The sequence below is a fragment of the Algimonas arctica genome, assembly GCF_014652695.1.
GTDB classification, from domain to species: domain Bacteria; phylum Pseudomonadota; class Alphaproteobacteria; order Caulobacterales; family Maricaulaceae; genus Litorimonas; species Litorimonas arctica.
In genome coordinates this window covers 1-17,498 of sequence record NZ_BMZH01000003.1, presented here as the reverse complement: position 1 = coordinate 17,498, position 17,498 = coordinate 1, and the positions used below count along the sequence as shown (strand labels likewise).

General features: G+C 55.9%; 17 protein-coding genes. 8 read left to right on the top strand and 9 right to left on the bottom strand.

The window, feature by feature from the left end:
• Positions 1-46: 46 nt before the first annotated feature.
• From IE105_RS04245 to IE105_RS04225, 5 genes are all read right to left on the bottom strand, one after another.
• Positions 47-958 (bottom strand): aminotransferase class IV, encoded by a 912-nt coding sequence (locus IE105_RS04245; RefSeq protein WP_189495795.1) that lies wholly within the window; start codon positions 956-958, stop codon positions 47-49.
• A 37-nt stretch (positions 959-995) separates the two neighbouring features.
• Positions 996-1,814, bottom strand: a complete 819-nt coding sequence (locus IE105_RS04240; protein ID WP_189495792.1) for a UDP-2,3-diacylglucosamine diphosphatase — start codon at positions 1,812-1,814, stop codon at positions 996-998.
• 72 nt (positions 1,815-1,886) lie between these two features.
• Positions 1,887-2,234, bottom strand: coding sequence for a hypothetical protein (locus IE105_RS04235; protein ID WP_189495790.1), 348 nt, complete (start codon positions 2,232-2,234; stop codon positions 1,887-1,889).
• The gene (locus tag IE105_RS04230) at positions 2,231-2,761 is read right to left on the bottom strand and encodes an RNA polymerase sigma factor (RefSeq protein WP_189495788.1); all 531 of its coding nucleotides are present in this window, start codon (positions 2,759-2,761) and stop codon (positions 2,231-2,233) included. The genes IE105_RS04235 and IE105_RS04230 overlap by 4 nt, the downstream gene beginning before the upstream one ends.
• Positions 2,728-3,093: a DUF6249 domain-containing protein gene (locus IE105_RS04225; RefSeq protein WP_189495787.1), complete on the bottom strand. Its 366-nt coding sequence runs from the start codon at positions 3,091-3,093 to the stop codon at positions 2,728-2,730. Before IE105_RS04225 ends, IE105_RS04230 begins: the two co-directional genes overlap by 34 nt.
• A 160-nt stretch (positions 3,094-3,253) precedes the next feature.
• Between IE105_RS04225 and mtaB the strand changes: the two genes are divergently transcribed.
• From mtaB to IE105_RS04210, 3 genes are read left to right on the top strand one after another with little or no spacing between them, the layout of a single operon-like run.
• Positions 3,254-4,519, top strand: coding sequence for a tRNA (N(6)-L-threonylcarbamoyladenosine(37)-C(2))-methylthiotransferase MtaB (gene mtaB / locus IE105_RS04220; RefSeq protein ID WP_189495785.1), 1,266 nt, complete (start codon positions 3,254-3,256; stop codon positions 4,517-4,519).
• Positions 4,512-6,281, top strand: a complete 1,770-nt coding sequence (gene ftsY, locus IE105_RS04215; RefSeq protein ID WP_189495783.1) for a signal recognition particle-docking protein FtsY — start codon at positions 4,512-4,514, stop codon at positions 6,279-6,281. Before mtaB ends, ftsY begins: the two co-directional genes overlap by 8 nt.
• 32 nt (positions 6,282-6,313) lie before the next feature.
• Positions 6,314-7,099: an SDR family NAD(P)-dependent oxidoreductase gene (locus IE105_RS04210; protein WP_189495781.1), complete on the top strand. Its 786-nt coding sequence runs from the start codon at positions 6,314-6,316 to the stop codon at positions 7,097-7,099.
• Between the two features lie 4 nt (positions 7,100-7,103).
• Here IE105_RS04210 and IE105_RS04205 read toward each other — a convergent pair whose 3' ends face one another.
• Positions 7,104-7,739: a 2-hydroxychromene-2-carboxylate isomerase gene (locus tag IE105_RS04205; RefSeq protein ID WP_189495779.1), complete on the bottom strand. Its 636-nt coding sequence runs from the start codon at positions 7,737-7,739 to the stop codon at positions 7,104-7,106.
• Positions 7,740-7,853: 114 nt separating this feature from the next.
• On the opposite strand from IE105_RS04205, the gene IE105_RS04200 reads away from it, so the two are divergent.
• The 3 genes from IE105_RS04200 (at position 7,854) to IE105_RS04190 (ending at position 9,887) form a co-directional block, all read left to right on the top strand.
• A complete protein-coding gene (locus IE105_RS04200) occupies positions 7,854-8,045 on the top strand; it encodes a (2Fe-2S)-binding protein (RefSeq protein WP_189495777.1) in 192 nt (63 codons plus the stop codon).
• 138 nt (positions 8,046-8,183) lie between these two features.
• The gene (gene bfr, locus IE105_RS04195; protein WP_189495775.1) at positions 8,184-8,669 is read left to right on the top strand and encodes a bacterioferritin; all 486 of its coding nucleotides are present in this window, start codon (positions 8,184-8,186) and stop codon (positions 8,667-8,669) included.
• A gap of 204 nt (positions 8,670-8,873) precedes the next feature.
• On the top strand, positions 8,874-9,887 hold the full coding sequence (locus tag IE105_RS04190; protein ID WP_189495773.1) for a hypothetical protein: 1,014 nt from the start codon (positions 8,874-8,876) through the stop codon (positions 9,885-9,887).
• 92 nt (positions 9,888-9,979) lie between these two features.
• Here the strand turns inward: IE105_RS04190 and IE105_RS04185 are convergent, their stop codons facing one another.
• From IE105_RS04185 to IE105_RS04175, 3 genes are all read right to left on the bottom strand, one after another.
• Positions 9,980-11,164 carry a serine hydrolase domain-containing protein gene (locus IE105_RS04185; protein ID WP_189495771.1) on the bottom strand — a complete coding sequence of 395 codons (1,185 nt, stop codon included), beginning with the start codon at positions 11,162-11,164 and terminating at the stop codon, positions 9,980-9,982.
• A gap of 136 nt (positions 11,165-11,300) precedes the next feature.
• Positions 11,301-13,124: a cobaltochelatase subunit CobT gene (gene cobT, locus IE105_RS04180; RefSeq protein WP_189495769.1), complete on the bottom strand. Its 1,824-nt coding sequence runs from the start codon at positions 13,122-13,124 to the stop codon at positions 11,301-11,303.
• 172 nt (positions 13,125-13,296) lie between these two features.
• Positions 13,297-13,614, bottom strand: coding sequence for a TraR/DksA family transcriptional regulator (locus IE105_RS04175; RefSeq protein WP_189495767.1), 318 nt, complete (start codon positions 13,612-13,614; stop codon positions 13,297-13,299).
• 148 nt (positions 13,615-13,762) lie between these two features.
• Between IE105_RS04175 and IE105_RS04170 the strand changes: the two genes are divergently transcribed.
• Together IE105_RS04170 and IE105_RS04165 are read left to right on the top strand one after the other, a co-directional pair.
• Positions 13,763-15,676, top strand: a complete 1,914-nt coding sequence (locus IE105_RS04170) for a M1 family metallopeptidase (RefSeq protein WP_189495765.1) — start codon at positions 13,763-13,765, stop codon at positions 15,674-15,676.
• 442 nt (positions 15,677-16,118) lie between these two features.
• The coding region (locus tag IE105_RS04165) for a YVTN family beta-propeller repeat protein (protein WP_233353987.1) at positions 16,119-17,498 on the top strand (1,380 nt) is incomplete at its 3' end.

The window sequence follows — 17,498 nt, the reverse complement described above, 5'->3', positions numbered from 1 at the left end:
TGTAAAGTGAGAAGCGCAGGCAAGGATAGCGTTGTGAGCTTACCCGTCACTTCGTGTCTGTATCGATCAAGGCGAGATAGAGCTGTTGCAAGCGCGCCACCATCGGCCCGCGTGTGCCGTCGCCGATTTGTCGTCCGTCAATCGTTCCGACAGGGGCTAATCCGGCAAACGTCCCCGTGGTGAAGGCCTCGTCCGCCGCATAGCAATGGCGCAGCGTGAAGTTGCGCTGGAAGACCGGAATATCATTGGCCCGACACAGGTCGACCACGCGGGCACGCGTGATTCCGTCGAGACAGTAGTCGCCCGTCGAGGTCCAAACTTCGCCTTTGCGCACGATAAAGAAATGGGTCGAATTACAGGTTGCGACGAACCCTTGCGGATCGAGCATGATAGCTTCGTCGGCCCCAGCTTCGATTCCCTGAATGCAGGCGGTAATGCAATTGATCTTGGAATGACTGTTAAGTCCCGGATCTTGCACATCGGGTCGACCCCGGCGCGTCGCGACACTTTGTAGGTTCAGCGGGCGTTCCGCCGTCGCTGGATCGGGTTGCTTATATTCCGCAGCAATGACGATGGTGGCGGGCGAAATGATGACGCGTGGGTCCTGATAAGGTGTTGAGCGCAAACCGCGCGTGACCATCAAGCGAATATGGACATGGTCCGTCATGTCATTAGTTTTAAGCGTGTCATCAATTCGCGCGACGAGCGCGTCTCGGCTGATGCCAAGGTCGATTTTCAAAGCGGCTAATCCTTCGGCAAGACGATCCATGTGGTCATCGAGGAATGCCACCTTGCCATTATGTACGCGCAGACCTTCCCACACACCGTCGCCCAGCATAAAACCGCTATCGAAAATGTTCACAACCGCTTTCTCACGCGGAACAAGCGCGCCGTTCACATTAAAGAGAACATCCGTATTGCGCGGATCAGAAACGTAGGAGTGGGTGCCAAAGCTCATGGGCCCTGATTAGCAGAGAAACAAAAAGAGTGAAGCCCTACCCGGCCGGAATTAGTTCCAATGTGTTGGGTTCGTTCACGTCCCCATGTAATAGACGATCCGCGATCACCGCCGCGTGCGGCGCGAAGTGGAGAATTTCCCAGCGACCATCGAAATGCTCAATCAACGCGGTGCAGCTCTCGACCCAATCGCCGGTGTTTTTATAGGCGATGCCGTCAATGTCCCGCTGTTCTGCGACGTGGATATGGCCGCAAATCGCGCCGTCAAAACCTTTGCGGGCGCAGTAGTTGGCGACATGGCCCTCAAAGCTGTGAATGAAGTTCATGGCGCGTTTCGTTCGCGATTTCAGCGCTTTGGAGAGCGACCAATAATCCAGACCTAGGCGACGTCTTGCCCCGTTCAGCTTCGTATTCACCCATAGCAGGCCATTGTAAGCACTATCGCCGAGGTGCATGATCCATTTGCGGTCCGCGCGCATCAGCCCGTCAAACATGTCGCCGTGGACAACAAGATAGCGTTTCCCATCGCGGCCTGCATGAACGGCGCGGTTCTTGACGGTAATATCCCCAAACATCAGCCGGAACTTCATAAAGCCGCGCAGGAACTCATCATGATTGCCGATGATATAGGTCACGTCCGTGCCGCGCTTGGCGGCCGTGAGAATACGGCGCACGACATTGGTGTGGGATTGCGGCCAGAACCATTTTTTGCGCAACCGCCAGCCATCAATAATGTCCCCGACCAGATAGAGCTGCTCTGATGTGTGGTCTTTCATGAACACACAAAGCGCCTCCGCCTGACAGCCCTTGGAACCCAGATGGAGGTCGGAAATAAAAATGGAACGGTAATGCGGCATATAAGGCGCCGCTAGTGTGGTTTGGTGTCCGGCGTGTGACGGGGACGCTACATGTTTGTGTCGATTACTCGCCTAGAAGGCTTCCGTTTCGATGAGCAGTAAACAGACCGCGATGCATAGACCGGCCAACCCGTAAGCCGCCCATCCTGACGTCAGCGCCGTGAGCAGAGACGTTTCTACCGTCATGTCTGGCAAGCTCACGCCGAGACGGGTCCAGATCAGACCACAGAGCAAGCCGATCAGGCCTGCCATCAACCATCCACGCCACAGCGGCAAAGGTTGCTTGGCCAAACTATCGAGGTCGAACAGGGCGGCGTTTTCTTCCGTCTTTAAGCGCGCCAGTAGGACGTCTGAAAACCCTTGATCGTCTGTTGGTGCCGCATAGTCGGCGAGTAAGGATGTCAGGTCTTTATCTGTCATGGGGTTGATCCTTCATAGGCGCGGAGAGCGTCTTGTAGCGCAGTTTTGGCGCGCGATACATGCGACTTAACGGTACCGAGCGGCAGACCGGTAATATGGGCGGCGTCCGCATGGCTGTGGCCGAGCGCCAAGCAGAGCATGGCGCAGGCGCGGCGCTCTGGCGGGAGTGTGTTCATCGCGCGCTCAATGTCGAGGCGCGTGCCGTGGTGCGACGTCGGTGCGTCAGGGGGCAGGGCGTGCGTGTCGCCGAGGTCCCGCCGGCGTGTTTCGCGGCGGTGATGATCGAGAAAGCGGCGATAGGCGATGCGCAACAACCACCCGCGAATATTGTCAACATCAGGGAGCTTATGGGCCACCCGAAATGCTTTGAGAAAAGTCTCCTGCGCCAGCTCGTCAGCGAGGGCACTATTCCGACACAGTCGGCGCAGGAAAGTTCTGACCGCGCCCTGATGGGCGCGGACAATCGGGTCAAATGTGTCGACCTGTGACAGGTCTAGTCTTCGGACTGACGCGAGACTGTGAACCACAGCACGAGGAAGACAGATCCTACCAGGAAGGGGAAGGAGGCAAAGCCGAAGAAAATGCGCGTTGCTTCTTCTTCCGGTACGACTGTACCGAAAATCGCCGTTGCGACGGCAATGGCAATCAGGATGAGCCCTAAGCGCAAATCGGCATGTTTCGGTTTGCGCCGCACGCCGAGCGTTTTGACCAATTCGACGGTGATCGGTTCGCCCTTGCTAGCGACGGTCTCTAACAAGCCGATCGTGGCCGCGTGGGATTTAAAGCGATAGGCTGCAACGGCCCAAACGATGACGGGGATGATCGCGAATAAGGCAATCGGGACGAGGACTTCTTCCATGTGTGTCTCCTTTTTCAGACGGTTATACTCAAGCAGACGTCACGAGGGACGTTATTGGATGCAGCGGGACGAAAACTATTTTGCCTTACCTCTTCGTCCTTGTCGGGGCACCTGTCGGGATCGCTTGCGAAAAACGCCGCGCCGCACCACATGACCCGTCGTGACCCAAGATGTCGATGTCATAACACTAGGCTGTCGCCTGAATGCGTCCGAAAGCGATGCGATGGTTGCGCTTGCGCGTGATGACGGGCTGACCAATGCGGTGATTATCAACACCTGTGCGGTGACGAATGACGCGGTTGCAGAGAGCCGCCGCCGGGTTCGCAAAGCCCGCCGCGACCGCCCCGACGCGACCATTATTGTGACAGGCTGTGCGGCGCAGATTGATCCGACGGCTTTTGCGGCCATGGACGAAGTTGATCAAGTTCTGGGAAATCATGATAAAATGCTGCCGGGCGCGTTTCTGGATCAGAGTGAGCGCATTCGCGTCAACGATATTATGACGGTCCGTGAAAATGCACCGCAATTTATGGGCTCTGAGAATTCTCCGGACAAAGCGCAATCGCGCACGCGGGCGTTTCTGCAAGTACAAAATGGCTGTGACCATCGCTGCACCTTCTGCATCATTCCTTATGGGCGCGGGAATGCGCGCTCTGTGCCTGCGGGTGAGGTCGTCAGCCATGTGCGCAACCTCGTGCGGCAGGGATACCGCGAGGTCGTTCTGACAGGCGTTGATTTGTCCAGTTGGGGCGGGGACTTACCGGGGACACCACCGCTGGGTGACTTGGTCCGGCGGGTGTTGAAGCTCGTGCCGGAACTGGACCGTTTACGCTTGTCCTCAATTGATCCGGCGGAAGTCGACCCGATTCTGTTTGAGCAGATTGTCACGGAACCGCGCATGACGCCCTATCTACATCTGTCGTTGCAAAGCGGGGATGATATGATTCTCAAACGGATGAAGCGCCGTCACTCGCGCCAACAAGTGATTGATCTGTGTCACGCGCTGCAAACGCGCCGTCCAGAGATTACCTTTGGCGCGGATATCATCGCGGGTTTTCCGACAGAAGATGACGCCATGTTCGACAATAGCCTGCGTATTGTGTCCGACGTCGGTATTCCGTGGCTGCACGTATTTCCTTATTCGGCGCGTGCAGGCACGCCTGCGGCGAAAATCCCGCCGGTTGATGGCAATATTGTCAAAGCGCGCGCCAAAACTTTGCGCGAGGCGGGAACCGTCGCGAAAGCGGCGCATTTACGGTCTCGCGTGGGCGATGTGGATGTGGCGTTATTTGAAGAAACCGGGCAGGGTCGATTGCCTGATTTCAGCCTTATCCGTGTTAATAATCCACCGCCTGCGGGTTCGCTTGGAAAAGTGACTGTGATAGAGGCGCGCGACGACCATTTGATCGGGAGCCTTCATGGCTGAGAAGAAAAAGCGCGGTTTTCTCTCTAAGCTCGGATTCCGGTCCAAAGATGAGACGCTGGCGGCTGAAGCCGCTGAGCATGCTGCACAGCAACAACTCATTGACGACCAAATGGCCGCGCGCATGGCGGCGATTAATGCCGCCGCTTTGGCGTCTGCGCGGGTGCAAGATGGGGGCGTCAAAGCGCTCACAGCCGACGAACAAGCGGCGCTGGACGCGGAGGATAAACGCCAGGCTGAAATCCAAGCGGCGCGTGACGTTGAACGCGCCAAACAGCTGGTTGAGGAAAAAGCGCGGCGTGCGGCGGAGGCGGCGGCTGACCGCGAGGCTGAGACCGCGCGGATCGCAGACGCGCCGCAAAAAGCAGACGCGCGCGCGGCCAGAGATTTAGCGGAAGCCGAACGCCAAGCGACCGAACAAAAAGTCCGTGCTGACGCGGCCGAGAAACTAAAAGCTGAACGCGACACCAAAATCGCGACAGCAGAATCGGACGCTGAGGCCGCAGAGCTGAGCCGTATCGCCGCCGAAGAACGCGCGGAGCAGGCGCGGGTTGACGCCGCGCGTCAGGCTGAGGCCGCCCGCGCGGCGGAAGACCGACGCCTCGCCGACGCTGCAGAGGCGGCCAATCAGGCCGAAGAGGCGCGTCTGACGGCGCAAGCCGAACGGCTGGCTCGCGAAGCGGAGGAAGCCGAACGTCGGGCCGCACGTGCCGCGGACCGCAAAGCACGGGAACAAGCTGAAACTGCGGAACGCACGCGAATCGCGGCAGAACGCGCGGCTCAGAAAGCGAAAGAGCAACCCACACCAGAACCAGAAATTGATGTCACCGCGGATGGTGGGTTTTTGGACCGCATCACAAAAGGTCTGCGCCGGTCGACGACACGCATGTCCGACCAGATGGCGGCGACCTTTAATCAGCGCACGCTCGATACGGCTGCGCTGGAGGACCTCGAAGACATCCTGATTATGGCCGACCTCGGCACAGATGTTGCGACCAAAGTTTGTGCCAATTTGGCGGCGGACAAGTTCGACAAAACTGTGACAGATTTGGAGATTAAAGTCGCGCTGGCGGAGACAATTTCCGACATTATGACGCCGTTGGAAACGCCCTTTGTGCTTGGCTTAGCGCGACCGCAGGTGATTTTATTTGTTGGCGTCAACGGCTCTGGCAAGACCACGACATTGGGTAAAATTGCGAAGCGATTTGGTGATCAAGGTCAGAAGGTCCTGATTTGTGCGGCGGACACGTTCCGCGCGGCGGCAGTTGAACAACTTACGGTCTGGGGCGAACGCGCAGGCGCACCCGTGATGTCCGGTAAGCCGGGGGCGGACGCGGCCTCGCTCGTCTATGACGCAATGAACCGCGCGCGGGACGAGGATTACGACATCTTGATGATCGACACGGCGGGACGGTTGCAGAATCGGACCGAATTGATGGACGAACTGGCCAAAATTATCCGCGTGATCGAAAAAACCGACCCCTCCGCGCCGCATCATAGCGTGTTGGTGCTGGATGCGACGGTTGGTCAGAACGCGCTATTACAAGTCGAAGCCTTTAAGCAGACGGCGAATGTGTCCGGCCTGATTATGACCAAACTGGACGGGACTGCCAAAGGGGGCGTGCTCGTCGCGCTGTCAGACAAGTATAAATTGCCGATCCATTTTATTGGTATTGGCGAGGGGATCGACGACCTAGAAACCTTCTCAGCCCCTGTTTTCGCGGCCGCCTTGTCCGGTGTTGCGGATGCCGTCTCACGTAAATAGACTTAGCCCTCAGTTTTCTTTTGGAGCCTACCATGAAACTCAATTCTACCCTCTCTGCCATTGTTACAGGCGGGGCATCGGGCCTCGGAGAAGGCACAGCGCGCATGTTGGCGTCTCACGGGGTCAAGGTTGGCATCTTTGATATGAATGAAGATCGCGGGCAGTCGGTTGCCAAAGACATTGGCGGCGTCTTTGCCAAAGTGAACGTTTCCGACAACGCCTCCGTTGATGCAGGTTTTGCCGCTGTCCGGGCCGAAATCGGCCAAGAGCGGATCATGGTCAATTGTGCCGGGATCGGCGGCGGGATCAAAACCGCCTCGCGCAAACGCGATACAGGCGAAATTTCCGCGCATGACCCTGAAGCCTTCATTCGCATCATCAATATTAATTTGATTGGCAGCTTCCTCTGCGCGTCAAAATCCGCCGCCGGTATGATGACGCTCGACCCGACACAGCCAGACGGCGAACGCGGTGTTGTGATCAATACGGCGTCAGTTGCGGCCCAAGATGGTCAAATCGGGCAGGTGGCTTACGCCGCGTCAAAGGGCGGTATTTTGTCGATGGCGTTGCCGATGGCACGGGACTTAGCGCGCGAAGGTATTCGCGTGAACACGATTCTGCCGGGATTTTATGAAACGCCGATTTATCAGCAGATGAATCCCGAAGTGAAAGAGAACCTGCGCGCGCATGTTCAATTCCCGAACCGCTTTGGCCAGCCCGAAGAGTTCGGCGAGGTGGTCCGCTTCATGTGCGAACATGGCTATATCAATGGTGAGTATATTCGCACGGACGCCGGTGCGCGCATGCCCCCGCGCTAACGGATCAATCGGCGGTGGGCAAAGCGCCCATCGCTTTTAAACGCGCCTCAATGAGGGGCAAACGGTCTTGTCCAAAATACATATCATCGCCGATAAAAAACGTCGGCGTTCCGACGCCACCACGGTCGATTAAGTCCTGCGTATCCTGTTTTAATTGGACGCGTTGGACGTCGCTATCCATCTTGTCAGATAGGTCCGATATATCGAGGCCCGCCTGCGCCGCGATGTTAAGAACGATCTCGGCTTGCGAGACATCGGCGAAGTCCCGCCAATAGGCTTGGAAGGCGGCGCGCGCGAAAGGGATAATTTTTCCCTGCTCTAGGGCGGTCGCACTTGTCCGCATGAGCCGCGCCGCATTCACCGGGTGATTGGGATGCATGCCGCGAATATCCGCATTCCGTAATTTTGCCCATTCCCCAACCTCTCGTAGGGCCATTTGCGCTCTGCGGGGATCTGACATGATATCAACGCGCCGCGCATAGGCGCCTTGATTATTGGCGTTCCAAACAGCGCCGACCAGAACAGGATGCCAGACGATGTCAAAGTCCAGTCTGGACTTCATATCCATCAGACTTTCAAAGCCGAGATAGCTCCAGAGTGAGGTCAAATCGAAACAAAATTCAAGGGTGGGTCGGGTCATATGGGCTGCTAACGAATTTGCGTCCTTTAGGCGAATGAATTACAGATTGCACATAATCCTGCAATTCATTCGCAAAGTGATTGACACTCGTTCTCAATCGCGTATTGAAAACCTGTGATCCATTGCATCTGCAACAATATCAACACGAAGGCTGTCGAAGCCGCAGCCGCCAAAGGGGCGGAAACGGCGGCGTGTGTTCAACGGGCCTGCGGCAGCCGTTTTCGCTGTGGTCAATGCCGGACGGATATAGAGCAGCATTTGCGCAGTTGGCGCCAAACGCGTCCGATGCTCGACGCGGCAGAATAGCGCTAATTCCCTGATATTATTGTCTTTGCGTCTCGTTTGCGAGGATGTTGACGATATCGGGCTGTTTTCTCTGCGAATGAAAATCGGGTGCCGTGATTGCCTTTGACAGACCCGAAGGGTCAGTCCTAAGTGACGTCTATGTTAAAAAATCCCGAAGTTATCGTCTGGCTTAACCGTGCTCTTAAGGCCGAACTGACCGCCATTAATCAATATTTCCTGCATTCTCGTATGCTTCGGGATTGGGGCGTCACGCTCTTGGCCAAGAAGGAATATGAAGAGTCCATCGAAGAGATGAACCACGCGGATGAAATCATCGAGCGTATTCTCTTTTTGGGTGGGCTGCCGAACCTGCAGGACCTCGGCAAACTTCACATTGGCGAAGATGTTCAAGAAATCCTTGAATGCGACATGAAAGTCGAAGAAATCGCGATTCCCCTGTATCGTGACGCCATCCATTATTGCGAATCTGTCCGGGATTATGGGACGCGGGACCTGCTGCAACGGATTTTAGTGGATGAAGAAGGTCACGTCGACTTCCTTGAAACGCAGTTCGACCTGATCAAGCAAATCGGAATCGAGCGTTACATCCAAATGCAGAGCGAGCCGGTAACAGCGGCAAAATAAACGATTTTTTTGACGAGGCCGTTGCTCTTCCACACGGCCGCGCTTTTCAAGACGCTGCAAACTCATGGGGAACTGATCACGTCGCAAAACTGTCACTTGGCGAAGGCGGTCGCAATTGTGTAACTGAACCGTGTTAAAGCAGTTAGAGACCTTCGGATTCCCGGACTTTACTAAGCTGCAACGGAATATCCTGGAAGGTCAGACATGTCCGGTATTGAGTTCTTGGGCGTCATTGGGTTCGCCCTGGCGGCCTATTCTGTCATCGCAAATGATGCGATCCAAACCTTAGGAACTTTCCTTCGGTCCAATCAACACCGCGCGTGGTGGGTGCTGTGGCTCTATGTTGCCGGCATCTTTGTGGTTGTGCTGACCTATGGCTATTTCAACCAAAATGGCGATGTCGCCTTTGGCCGTCTGAATACAATCCCGTACCCAGAGGGGGGGATTCAGTGGTACCATATCATTCCGCCCATCGCCTTGATCGCCTTGACGGGCATGACCGTGCCTGTCTCCACGACCTTCCTCGTTTTGACCATGTTTGCATTGACAGGCGGGGCCGCAACGGAAGGCGTTCTCGGCAAGATGTTGATTAAATCAGCGCTCGGTTATGCCGTCGCCTTTGGGGTTGGGATTATCGTCTATGCCGCGATTGCCCGAAGTTTCTCTCGCTGGGTTCAGAATACGCAAGATAAACCCCCGGCCGACTTCTGGTATGCGTTCAAATGGGTCACGACGGGCTTCCTCTGGTTCCAGTGGTTGATGCAAGATTTGGCCAACATTTTCGTCTTCCTCCCGCGGAGCAATATTGATGGCGTCACGATGGTGTCACCGGGCATCACGATCCTCGGCGGGACGCTTTCTGTCATCCTCATTGGATATATTTTCTTCCGTCGCGGCGGTCGTATTCAGGAAATCGTCAATTCCAAGACAGGGACGCAAGACCCGCGCGTGGGTGTCCTCGTCGACATCATGTTCGGGATCATCTTATTCGTCTTCAAAGAAATGAACGATATTCCAATGAGCACGACATGGGTCTTCTTGGGTCTGATCGCGGGTCGTGAACTGTCCATCGCCTATATTGGTGGCTTGCGCGAGAGAGCGGAAGCGTTGCGCGATGTTACGCGCGATGCGGGTCGTCTGATGTTCGGACTGGCTGTGTCCGTCGCCATTGCGTTCTTCATCCCTTGGGCGGCGACAGGCAATATGCCGACCTTCTAGGCCAACCCTCTAACGATTACGAAAAAGCCGGCCCCTGTCGTTTAATAGGGGCCGGCTTTTTTTATGGGTGATCGCAAAGATATACGGTCCGTTTATTCCGCCGCAACAATGGCTTTCGCAATTTGCGCGGCCAGATCGTCAAAGGCTTGCTGCGTCTGACTTAATCCGCTGCCATCATTCGTCGCAATGACAAGGGTCGCGTCGTGGTCTGGGAGGAGCACCAGCACCGCATACCACATGGTATTCGAGCCATTATGCCAAATCACGGGCTCCGCGCCGGATCCAAAATCACGCGCTTGGACGACCCAACCATAAGCGTAATCATTCAGGACGGGCGTGTGTAGTCGCGCATAGGTCTCTGGCGATAGCAGAGCCGTCTCACCGCGGCCCGCCGCCAAATGAGCGCGGCCATACGTTAGCAGGTCATCCAAGCTCATATGCATCGTGCCTGCCGCCGCCATCCACGGCGGATTGTCGGGGTTCCCGGCAGGGCTCATTGCGATTTTAAAGGCGCCAATTTTCCGGTGTCCCCACGGGACAGATTGCGGCGTATCGCCATTTGGCGCGCCGAACCCGAGGGTCGAGAGGCTGAGCGGCTCAGCCACACGGGAGCGGATAATATCTTCCCAGCGCTCGCCCGTGGCGTCCTCCGCCATGACGGAGGCCAGCATGAAGCCTTCATTGGAATAAGAAAACGCTGTGCCCGGTTCTGTCGTGGGCGGAGCGGTGAGCAATAAGGCCGCTATTTCGCGCCGCAGGGCGTGTAACTGGACGGTCTCGCTCACAGACTTAAGCATGGCCGAAATCGGCGCGCGCGGGATGCTCGCCGTGTGGGTGAGCAATTGTTGCAACGTCACATCGCGCCACCCCCCGTCCATCGCTATATCGGGCAGCCCTTGGCCGAGTGTATCGTCCCAGCGCATCACCCCATCTTCGACCAATGTCGCAATGGCGGTCGCGCTCATGGATTTGCCGATCGATCCGACGTGAAACAGATCAGACGCCAATAACGGATCGGTCTGGTCTTTGGTCCGGTAGCCTGTCTCGGCCTGTGCGACGACGGTGTCACCGATCATCACCTTGGCCGCGATGCCGACGAGCTTGCGCTCCGCGGCAATGCCCTCAATCGCAGTTTGCAAGGCGGGTGAGGACAGTTCTGTCAAAGGGGCCGCGTCTGGTCCCGGCCGATTGGAAATCTTCGCCGACAGCCAGAACCCGAAGATGATGAGCGCAAGAACGGCAAAAATCCCGCCGACGATTTTGAGGAACAGTTTCATGCGCGAAGCTTGGCACAAACTTCTGCGGGCTCAAAATAAGAAGGCCCAGCAAGACGGGGTTTGTATACGAGGTTACTAATTAAGGGTTCTCGGCTTCGCCCGGCTCACACTTTTCACGGCACGTTCGTTATCGCTTTTAACGACGCCCTTTATCAAACAACTCCGCCAGCTTCTCTGTCATTGCTCCGCCGAGCTGTTCGACGTCCATGATGGTGACGGCTTTGGAATACCAGCGGGTGACGTCGTGGCCGATGCCGATGGCGACAAGCTCGACGTCGGAGCGATTTTCGAGTGTATCGATCATTTCGCGCAAATGCGTTTCGAGCAGGCCGGTTTTGTTCTGGCTTTGGGTCGCGTCATCGACGGGGGCGCCATCGGAAATGACCATGAGGATACGGCGCTGTTCTGGCCGCGCCATCAGGCGGCGGTAAGCCCAATCGAGCGCTTCTCCATCGATATTTTCTTTGAGCAAGCCTTCGCGCATCATCAGGCCCAAGTTCCGCTTAGCGCGACGCCACGGCATGTCGGCGGATTTATAGATGATATGGCGCAGATCATTGAGCCGTCCCGGTTGCGACGGTTTGCCCGCCGCCATCCAGTCTTGGAATGATTTTCCGCCCTTCCACGCTTTCGTCGTGAAGCCGAGGATTTCAGCCTTCACGCCGCAACGCTCCAGTGTGCGCGCCATAATATCGGCGCAAACAGCGGCGACCATGATCGGGCGGCCGCGCATCGATCCGCTATTATCAATTAGGATTGAGACGATTGTATCGCGGAAGTCGGTTTCTTTCTCTTCCTTGAAAGTCAGGCTCGACAGAGGATCAATAATGACGCGCGACAGCCGGGCTGTATCGAGCATGCCTTCTTCCAAATCGAAGGTCCAACTGCGCTGTTGTTGCGCTTGAAGGCGGCGTTGCAAGCGGTTGGCGAGCCGCGAAATGACCGAGGACAAGCCCGCCATATGCTGGTCGAGATAACCGCGGAGTCGCTCGAGTTCTTCGGGCGGGCAGAGGTCTTCGGCTTTCACCACCTCATCATGCTTTGTCGTGTAGACGCGGTAGGGGTCCGGGCTGTTGCGTGGCTGTGGCCGTTGCGACGGCGCATCGGGCGATTGCTCGCTATCATCGCTCTCGCCGTCAATATTTTCTGCGTCGACAATGTCTTGGGCGTCGTCGGCGTCGTCATCGAGCGCGTCCGCGTCCGAGACTTCGGTCTGGCCTTGTTGGTCTTCATTGGGCGAGTCAGCAGATTGATCTTCTTGTTGATCTTGGTCCTCTTGTTGGCTCTCTTCGTCTTGATCGTCCTCTTGTTCCGGATCGGCATTGTCGCGGTCTAGCGTCAGGTCGGCGATGAAATCATTGACGTGACGGCCAAACGCATCCTGATCATGGATCAGGTCGAGCAAGGATTTGATCCGGCCTTGGCTGCGTTCATTAATCTCGTCGCGCCACGCGCTCATAATGCCGTTGGTTGTCTCCGGCAGAGGCCGTCCGCTTAGACGTTCACGCGCAAAAAGCCCAATAGCTTCGGCAAAGCTGGTGTCGTCCTTGGCGATATCGGGCTTATCAAAGCCGCGCCGTTTAGCCCGCGCCGACAAAGCAGCGGTCAAATTATCGGCCAGACCGGATAAATGTCGCCCGCCTAAGGTTTCCACGCGCGCTTGCTCTAGCGCTTCGAACACGGCTCGTGCCGCACCGGATTTAGGCTGGTTCGCACTGTGGATTTCGGCATCGTGCAGCGCGATTTTCAAGGCGAGCGCATCAGCATCACCGCGCACCTTGGCGATTTGCTCAGGCTTTGGTTTCGGCGGCAAGCTCGGCAGCATGACTTGATCCCGCACCAGCCCCGCGACGTCCCCGCCGTAGGAAACCTCTAGGTCTTCCCGCGCGGCAATGGCTTTCGTCGCGGACGCGAGCGAGCGTTTGAAATTATCAATCGGTTGTGCAGAGTCGTTTTTCATTGCCCGCTGTTTACGGGCGATGGGCGCGGATGTGTAGCGCGGATATGTGATCAATTTTCAGGCGTTCAGGCGCACATCGTTCGGTGAGGGGCGGACCGTGTCTGCCCCTCAAGAGCGCTCTCATCCCATAAGGGCCTCGCGCGTCAGAGATGTGTGGTCGGCGAATGCGGGATTAGGGCGCATGATCCTTACAAAAGGGCGTGTGCGGCAGCGTTTCGAGCCTGTCGACATCAATGGGATCGCCGCAGGTGACGCACTTACCAAAGCTGCTCGCCTTAATCCGGTCGAGGGCGGCATCAATGGCGCGAATTTCGCTTTGCGCCATTTCGTCCAGATCATCCAGGACATCTAAATTGCGAACTTCCCCGGCATCGCCATCAAAGGGCTCATCGCCAGAGTGCTCAAACTGATCTTCGATGCTTTCGGTTTTCCCCAAAAGATAGGCGCGGCGGTCCGTGAGGACTTTTTGATAATGTTTGGTATCCGTCATAAAAACTCTCTTTCGCACTATTCTGCGCTTCATGTGCCACAATAACGCCCCATGCGTCACATTAGTTCAATTCAGCCGCACGGGGCCAACAAGACTTGGAAGCGGTGAGCAAAAGCATTAGGTAAAGCCAGAATAACGGAGTCACAGCATGTCGAATACGCGCCTCATCACTTTCGCCCTTATCACGGCGGCCAGCGTCACGCTCGCGGCCTGCTCCCCCGACACGTCTTCGACGTCGCCAATAAACGTCAGCGCCGTGCAGACGGTCGTGCCCTCCGAGCGGTTCTTCACCGCTGACCAGTTCACCTATGCCAATTACCAAGAGGTTGTCGTCAAACATGCGGCGCTGAATTTGGACGTTAATTTTGACCGCAAGGTTCTCGACGGCGATGTCACTTTGCGCTTTGAGCGCCTCAATCCGGATGCGCAGACACTAACGCTCGATACCAAAGACCTGTTGATCAAAGCCGTCGCGCTTGAAACCAATGATGGTTGGGTGCCGGCTGATTATACTTTGGCGGCCGCTGATCCCGTCTTAGGATCGGCCATGAACATTGCCATCGGCACGGACGCGAACCAGCTTCGCATTACCTATGAGACCAGCCCGACTGCGGAAGGGTTACAATGGCTCACCCCGGCGCAGACGGCGGGCAAGGAAAAGCCCTATCTCTTCTCCCAAGCCCAAGCGATTAATGCCCGCACCATGCTGCCCGTCCAAGACACGCCCGCCGTGCGCATGACCTATGACGCGTCCTTGCGCGTGCCTGACGGCCTTCTCCCGCTGATGAGCGCGTCACAAGACGGACAAGACGCGGATGGCAATTGGACGTTCTCCATGCCGCAACCGATCCCGAGCTATCTCATCGCGATTGCGGTTGGCGACATTAAATTTAAAGCCATCAATGACACGATCGGCGTCTATGCCGAGGACTATATCTTGGACGCCTCGGCCGAAGAGTTTGCGGAAACGCCGATGATGGAAGCCGCCAATACCGCGCTTTACGGTCCTTATCGGTGGGGCCGCTATGACCTGATCGTGCTGCCGCCCAGCTTCCCGTTTGGCGGCATGGAAAACCCGCGCCTCTCCTTCATGACACCGACCCTCATCGCGGGCGATAAATCCCTCACCAATGTTGTCGCGCATGAGCTGGCCCATAGCTGGTCCGGCAACCTTGTGACCAACGCCAGTTGGCGCGACGCGTGGTTGAATGAAGGCTTCACCAGCTATGTCGAAAACCGCGTTATGGAAGCGCTATACGGCGAGGACCGGGCCGTGATGGAACAAGCGCTGGGCCTAGAAGACCTAAAACGCGATGTTGCAGACGCAGACCGACCGAGCCTGACGCAGTTGAAATTCACGGATGATTTAACCCATCCGGATGAGGCGTTTTCCCAAGTTACCTATGTGAAGGGGCAGTTCTTCCTCAATTTCCTCGAAGACCGTTTTGGCCGCGCCGCGTTTGATCCGTTCCTGAAATCTTATTTCAACGCCTATGCGTTCGACAGTATCACGACAGAGGATTTCCTCGGCTTTATGGACGCCAATTTACGCGCGCAAAACCCGGACGCCGTGACGGACGCCGAAATTCAAGAATGGGTCTATGGTCAGGGTATTCCTGCTACGATCCGCATACCGCAGTCCGATGCGTTTGATAAAGTCGCGGCCGCCTCTGCGCGCTGGTCGGGCGGCGACATGACGGCGGCTGAGCTGCCGACGCAGGAGTGGTCAACGCATGAATGGCTGCATTTTCTCAACGGTCTACCGGATTTGACGCAAGAGCAGTATAAAGCGCTCGATGACGCGTTTAGCCTGACAGGGACACAGAATGCGGAGACAGCGTTCGCATGGTATATGCAGGCCATCAAAGGCGGCTACGCCCCCGCCATGCCCGCGTTGGAAGAGTTCCTCATGACCGTGGGGCGGGGTAAATTTATCTACCGCCTCTACGGCGCGCTGAACGACAATGGCCTAGCCGAGATGGCCAATCGCGTCTTCGTCAAAGCCAAACCGGGGTACCACCCCATCGCCCAGCGCATCATCAGCGATATTTTGGCGGGGTGAGTGTTAGGCGGCTTACGTTAAGGTTTCGGGGAGGCGGCGTTTGGCATTCTGCTCTGCCACATTATTGCGCTGCAATTATTGCCACCTAAAATTTGTATTTTCAACCCTGTTAATATTCCCATCTTAAGCGAGTAAACATAAGTCACGACCGTCGATAGCTAATAATTTTGACAATCGGAGATTTTAAATTTAACTTAAAATAAATAGGGTTGCCGTTCATTGCAGTGCGGATCAAAAAATAAAAACCCAATGCACGACATAGCTGCAATAGGGCGTTAGGGGCCACGCTTCTGTTTAAAGTGAAACATGTCTTCCGCGTGCGATAACGTATGCTGCGGACACGCCATTTTATATTTTTCCAAACTTATTATTTGCGACTGGCCTTTGACGCAGGCTGGTTTCCTAACCGCATGCGTCACATTTATGAATTTTAGGGGCCTCTATGACGAAATTGACAGTAAATCACCGCCGAGCAAACGCGTATGGGGTTCGTAATTTTAAGAAAATTCTCTACGTAACCGTCGGGGCCGCATTGATGCTCCCCATGGCCGCGCAGGCTGATCCGTTGGCCTATGTCGTTCAAGAAACCTCCAATAGCATTACCGTCATCGACACTGAGACCAACACAATCGTTAAGACTATAGGCGGCGTGGGCAATAACAATCTTGTTTCTATCGATTTCACCCAAGATGGTAGCCTCGCCTATGTCACAGACCAATTTTCCCATCGGGTCATTATTATTGACGGAGCGACAGATACCGTTGGTGGCTCAATTTTTGTAGGCCAACGCCCCTCTGATATTGAGTTCACACCGGATGATGAATTTGCCTATGTCACAAACTACGGCTCGAGCACAGTTTCGGTTATCGAGACGGCAACCAGCTCTGTCGCGGCCACCATTTCAGTGGGATCACAACCCTTTGGCGTCGAATTCACGCCAGATGGAGGTTTTGCTTATGTCGCCAATGAGAACTCTAGTATCTCAGTTATCGATACCGCGACGAAAACTGTTGTTGACACAATCACTGTTGCAGGCAGGCCAAGACACGTCACCATCACGCCGGATGGTAACTTCGCTTATGTAACCAACTTTGTTACGAACTTTGTCACAGTGATCGACACTGCGACCAACGTCGTTGTTACGACCATTCCGGTTGGGGGCACGTCGCGTGACATCGAGATCACCGCAGACGGCGCTTTCGCCTACGTCATGGGGGGGAACACCCTTGATATCAAAGTGATTGATATCGCGACCAACACCATCACGGCGACCATACCAACACATAGCCCATTTGGCCTCAAATTTACTCCGGATGGCAGTCTGGCCTATGTTAGCAGCATATTTACAGCAACAGTTTCTGTAATCGATACGGCGACGAACACCGTTATCGAGGTTATTCCCGTTGCCCCCCGTCCCCGAGACATCGCGTTCAAACCTGACGCTTCCAATGAAAAGCCAACTGCGGCCGCTGGCTTAGACCAAGCCATCCGCGCGGGGGATACAGTAAGCCTCGACGGAAGCGCCTCTTTTGATGACAACACTGAGTCTGTAGATCTTGGCTATAGCTGGAGTTTCGCTTCGCAGCCCGCAGGCAGCACCACAACACTAACGGACGCTATGACCGCCACGCCGAGCTTTACCGCTGATCTGGCCGGCACCTATGACATCGCGCTTATTGTGACAGATGAAGGCGGTTTAGACAGCGACGCGGACAGTGTGAGCGTCAGCAGCGACAATCTCGCGCCGACCGCGATTGCGGGAGAGGGACAACTCGTCATCCTCGGCTCAAACGTCTATTTGGACGGCTCCGGCAGTAACGAC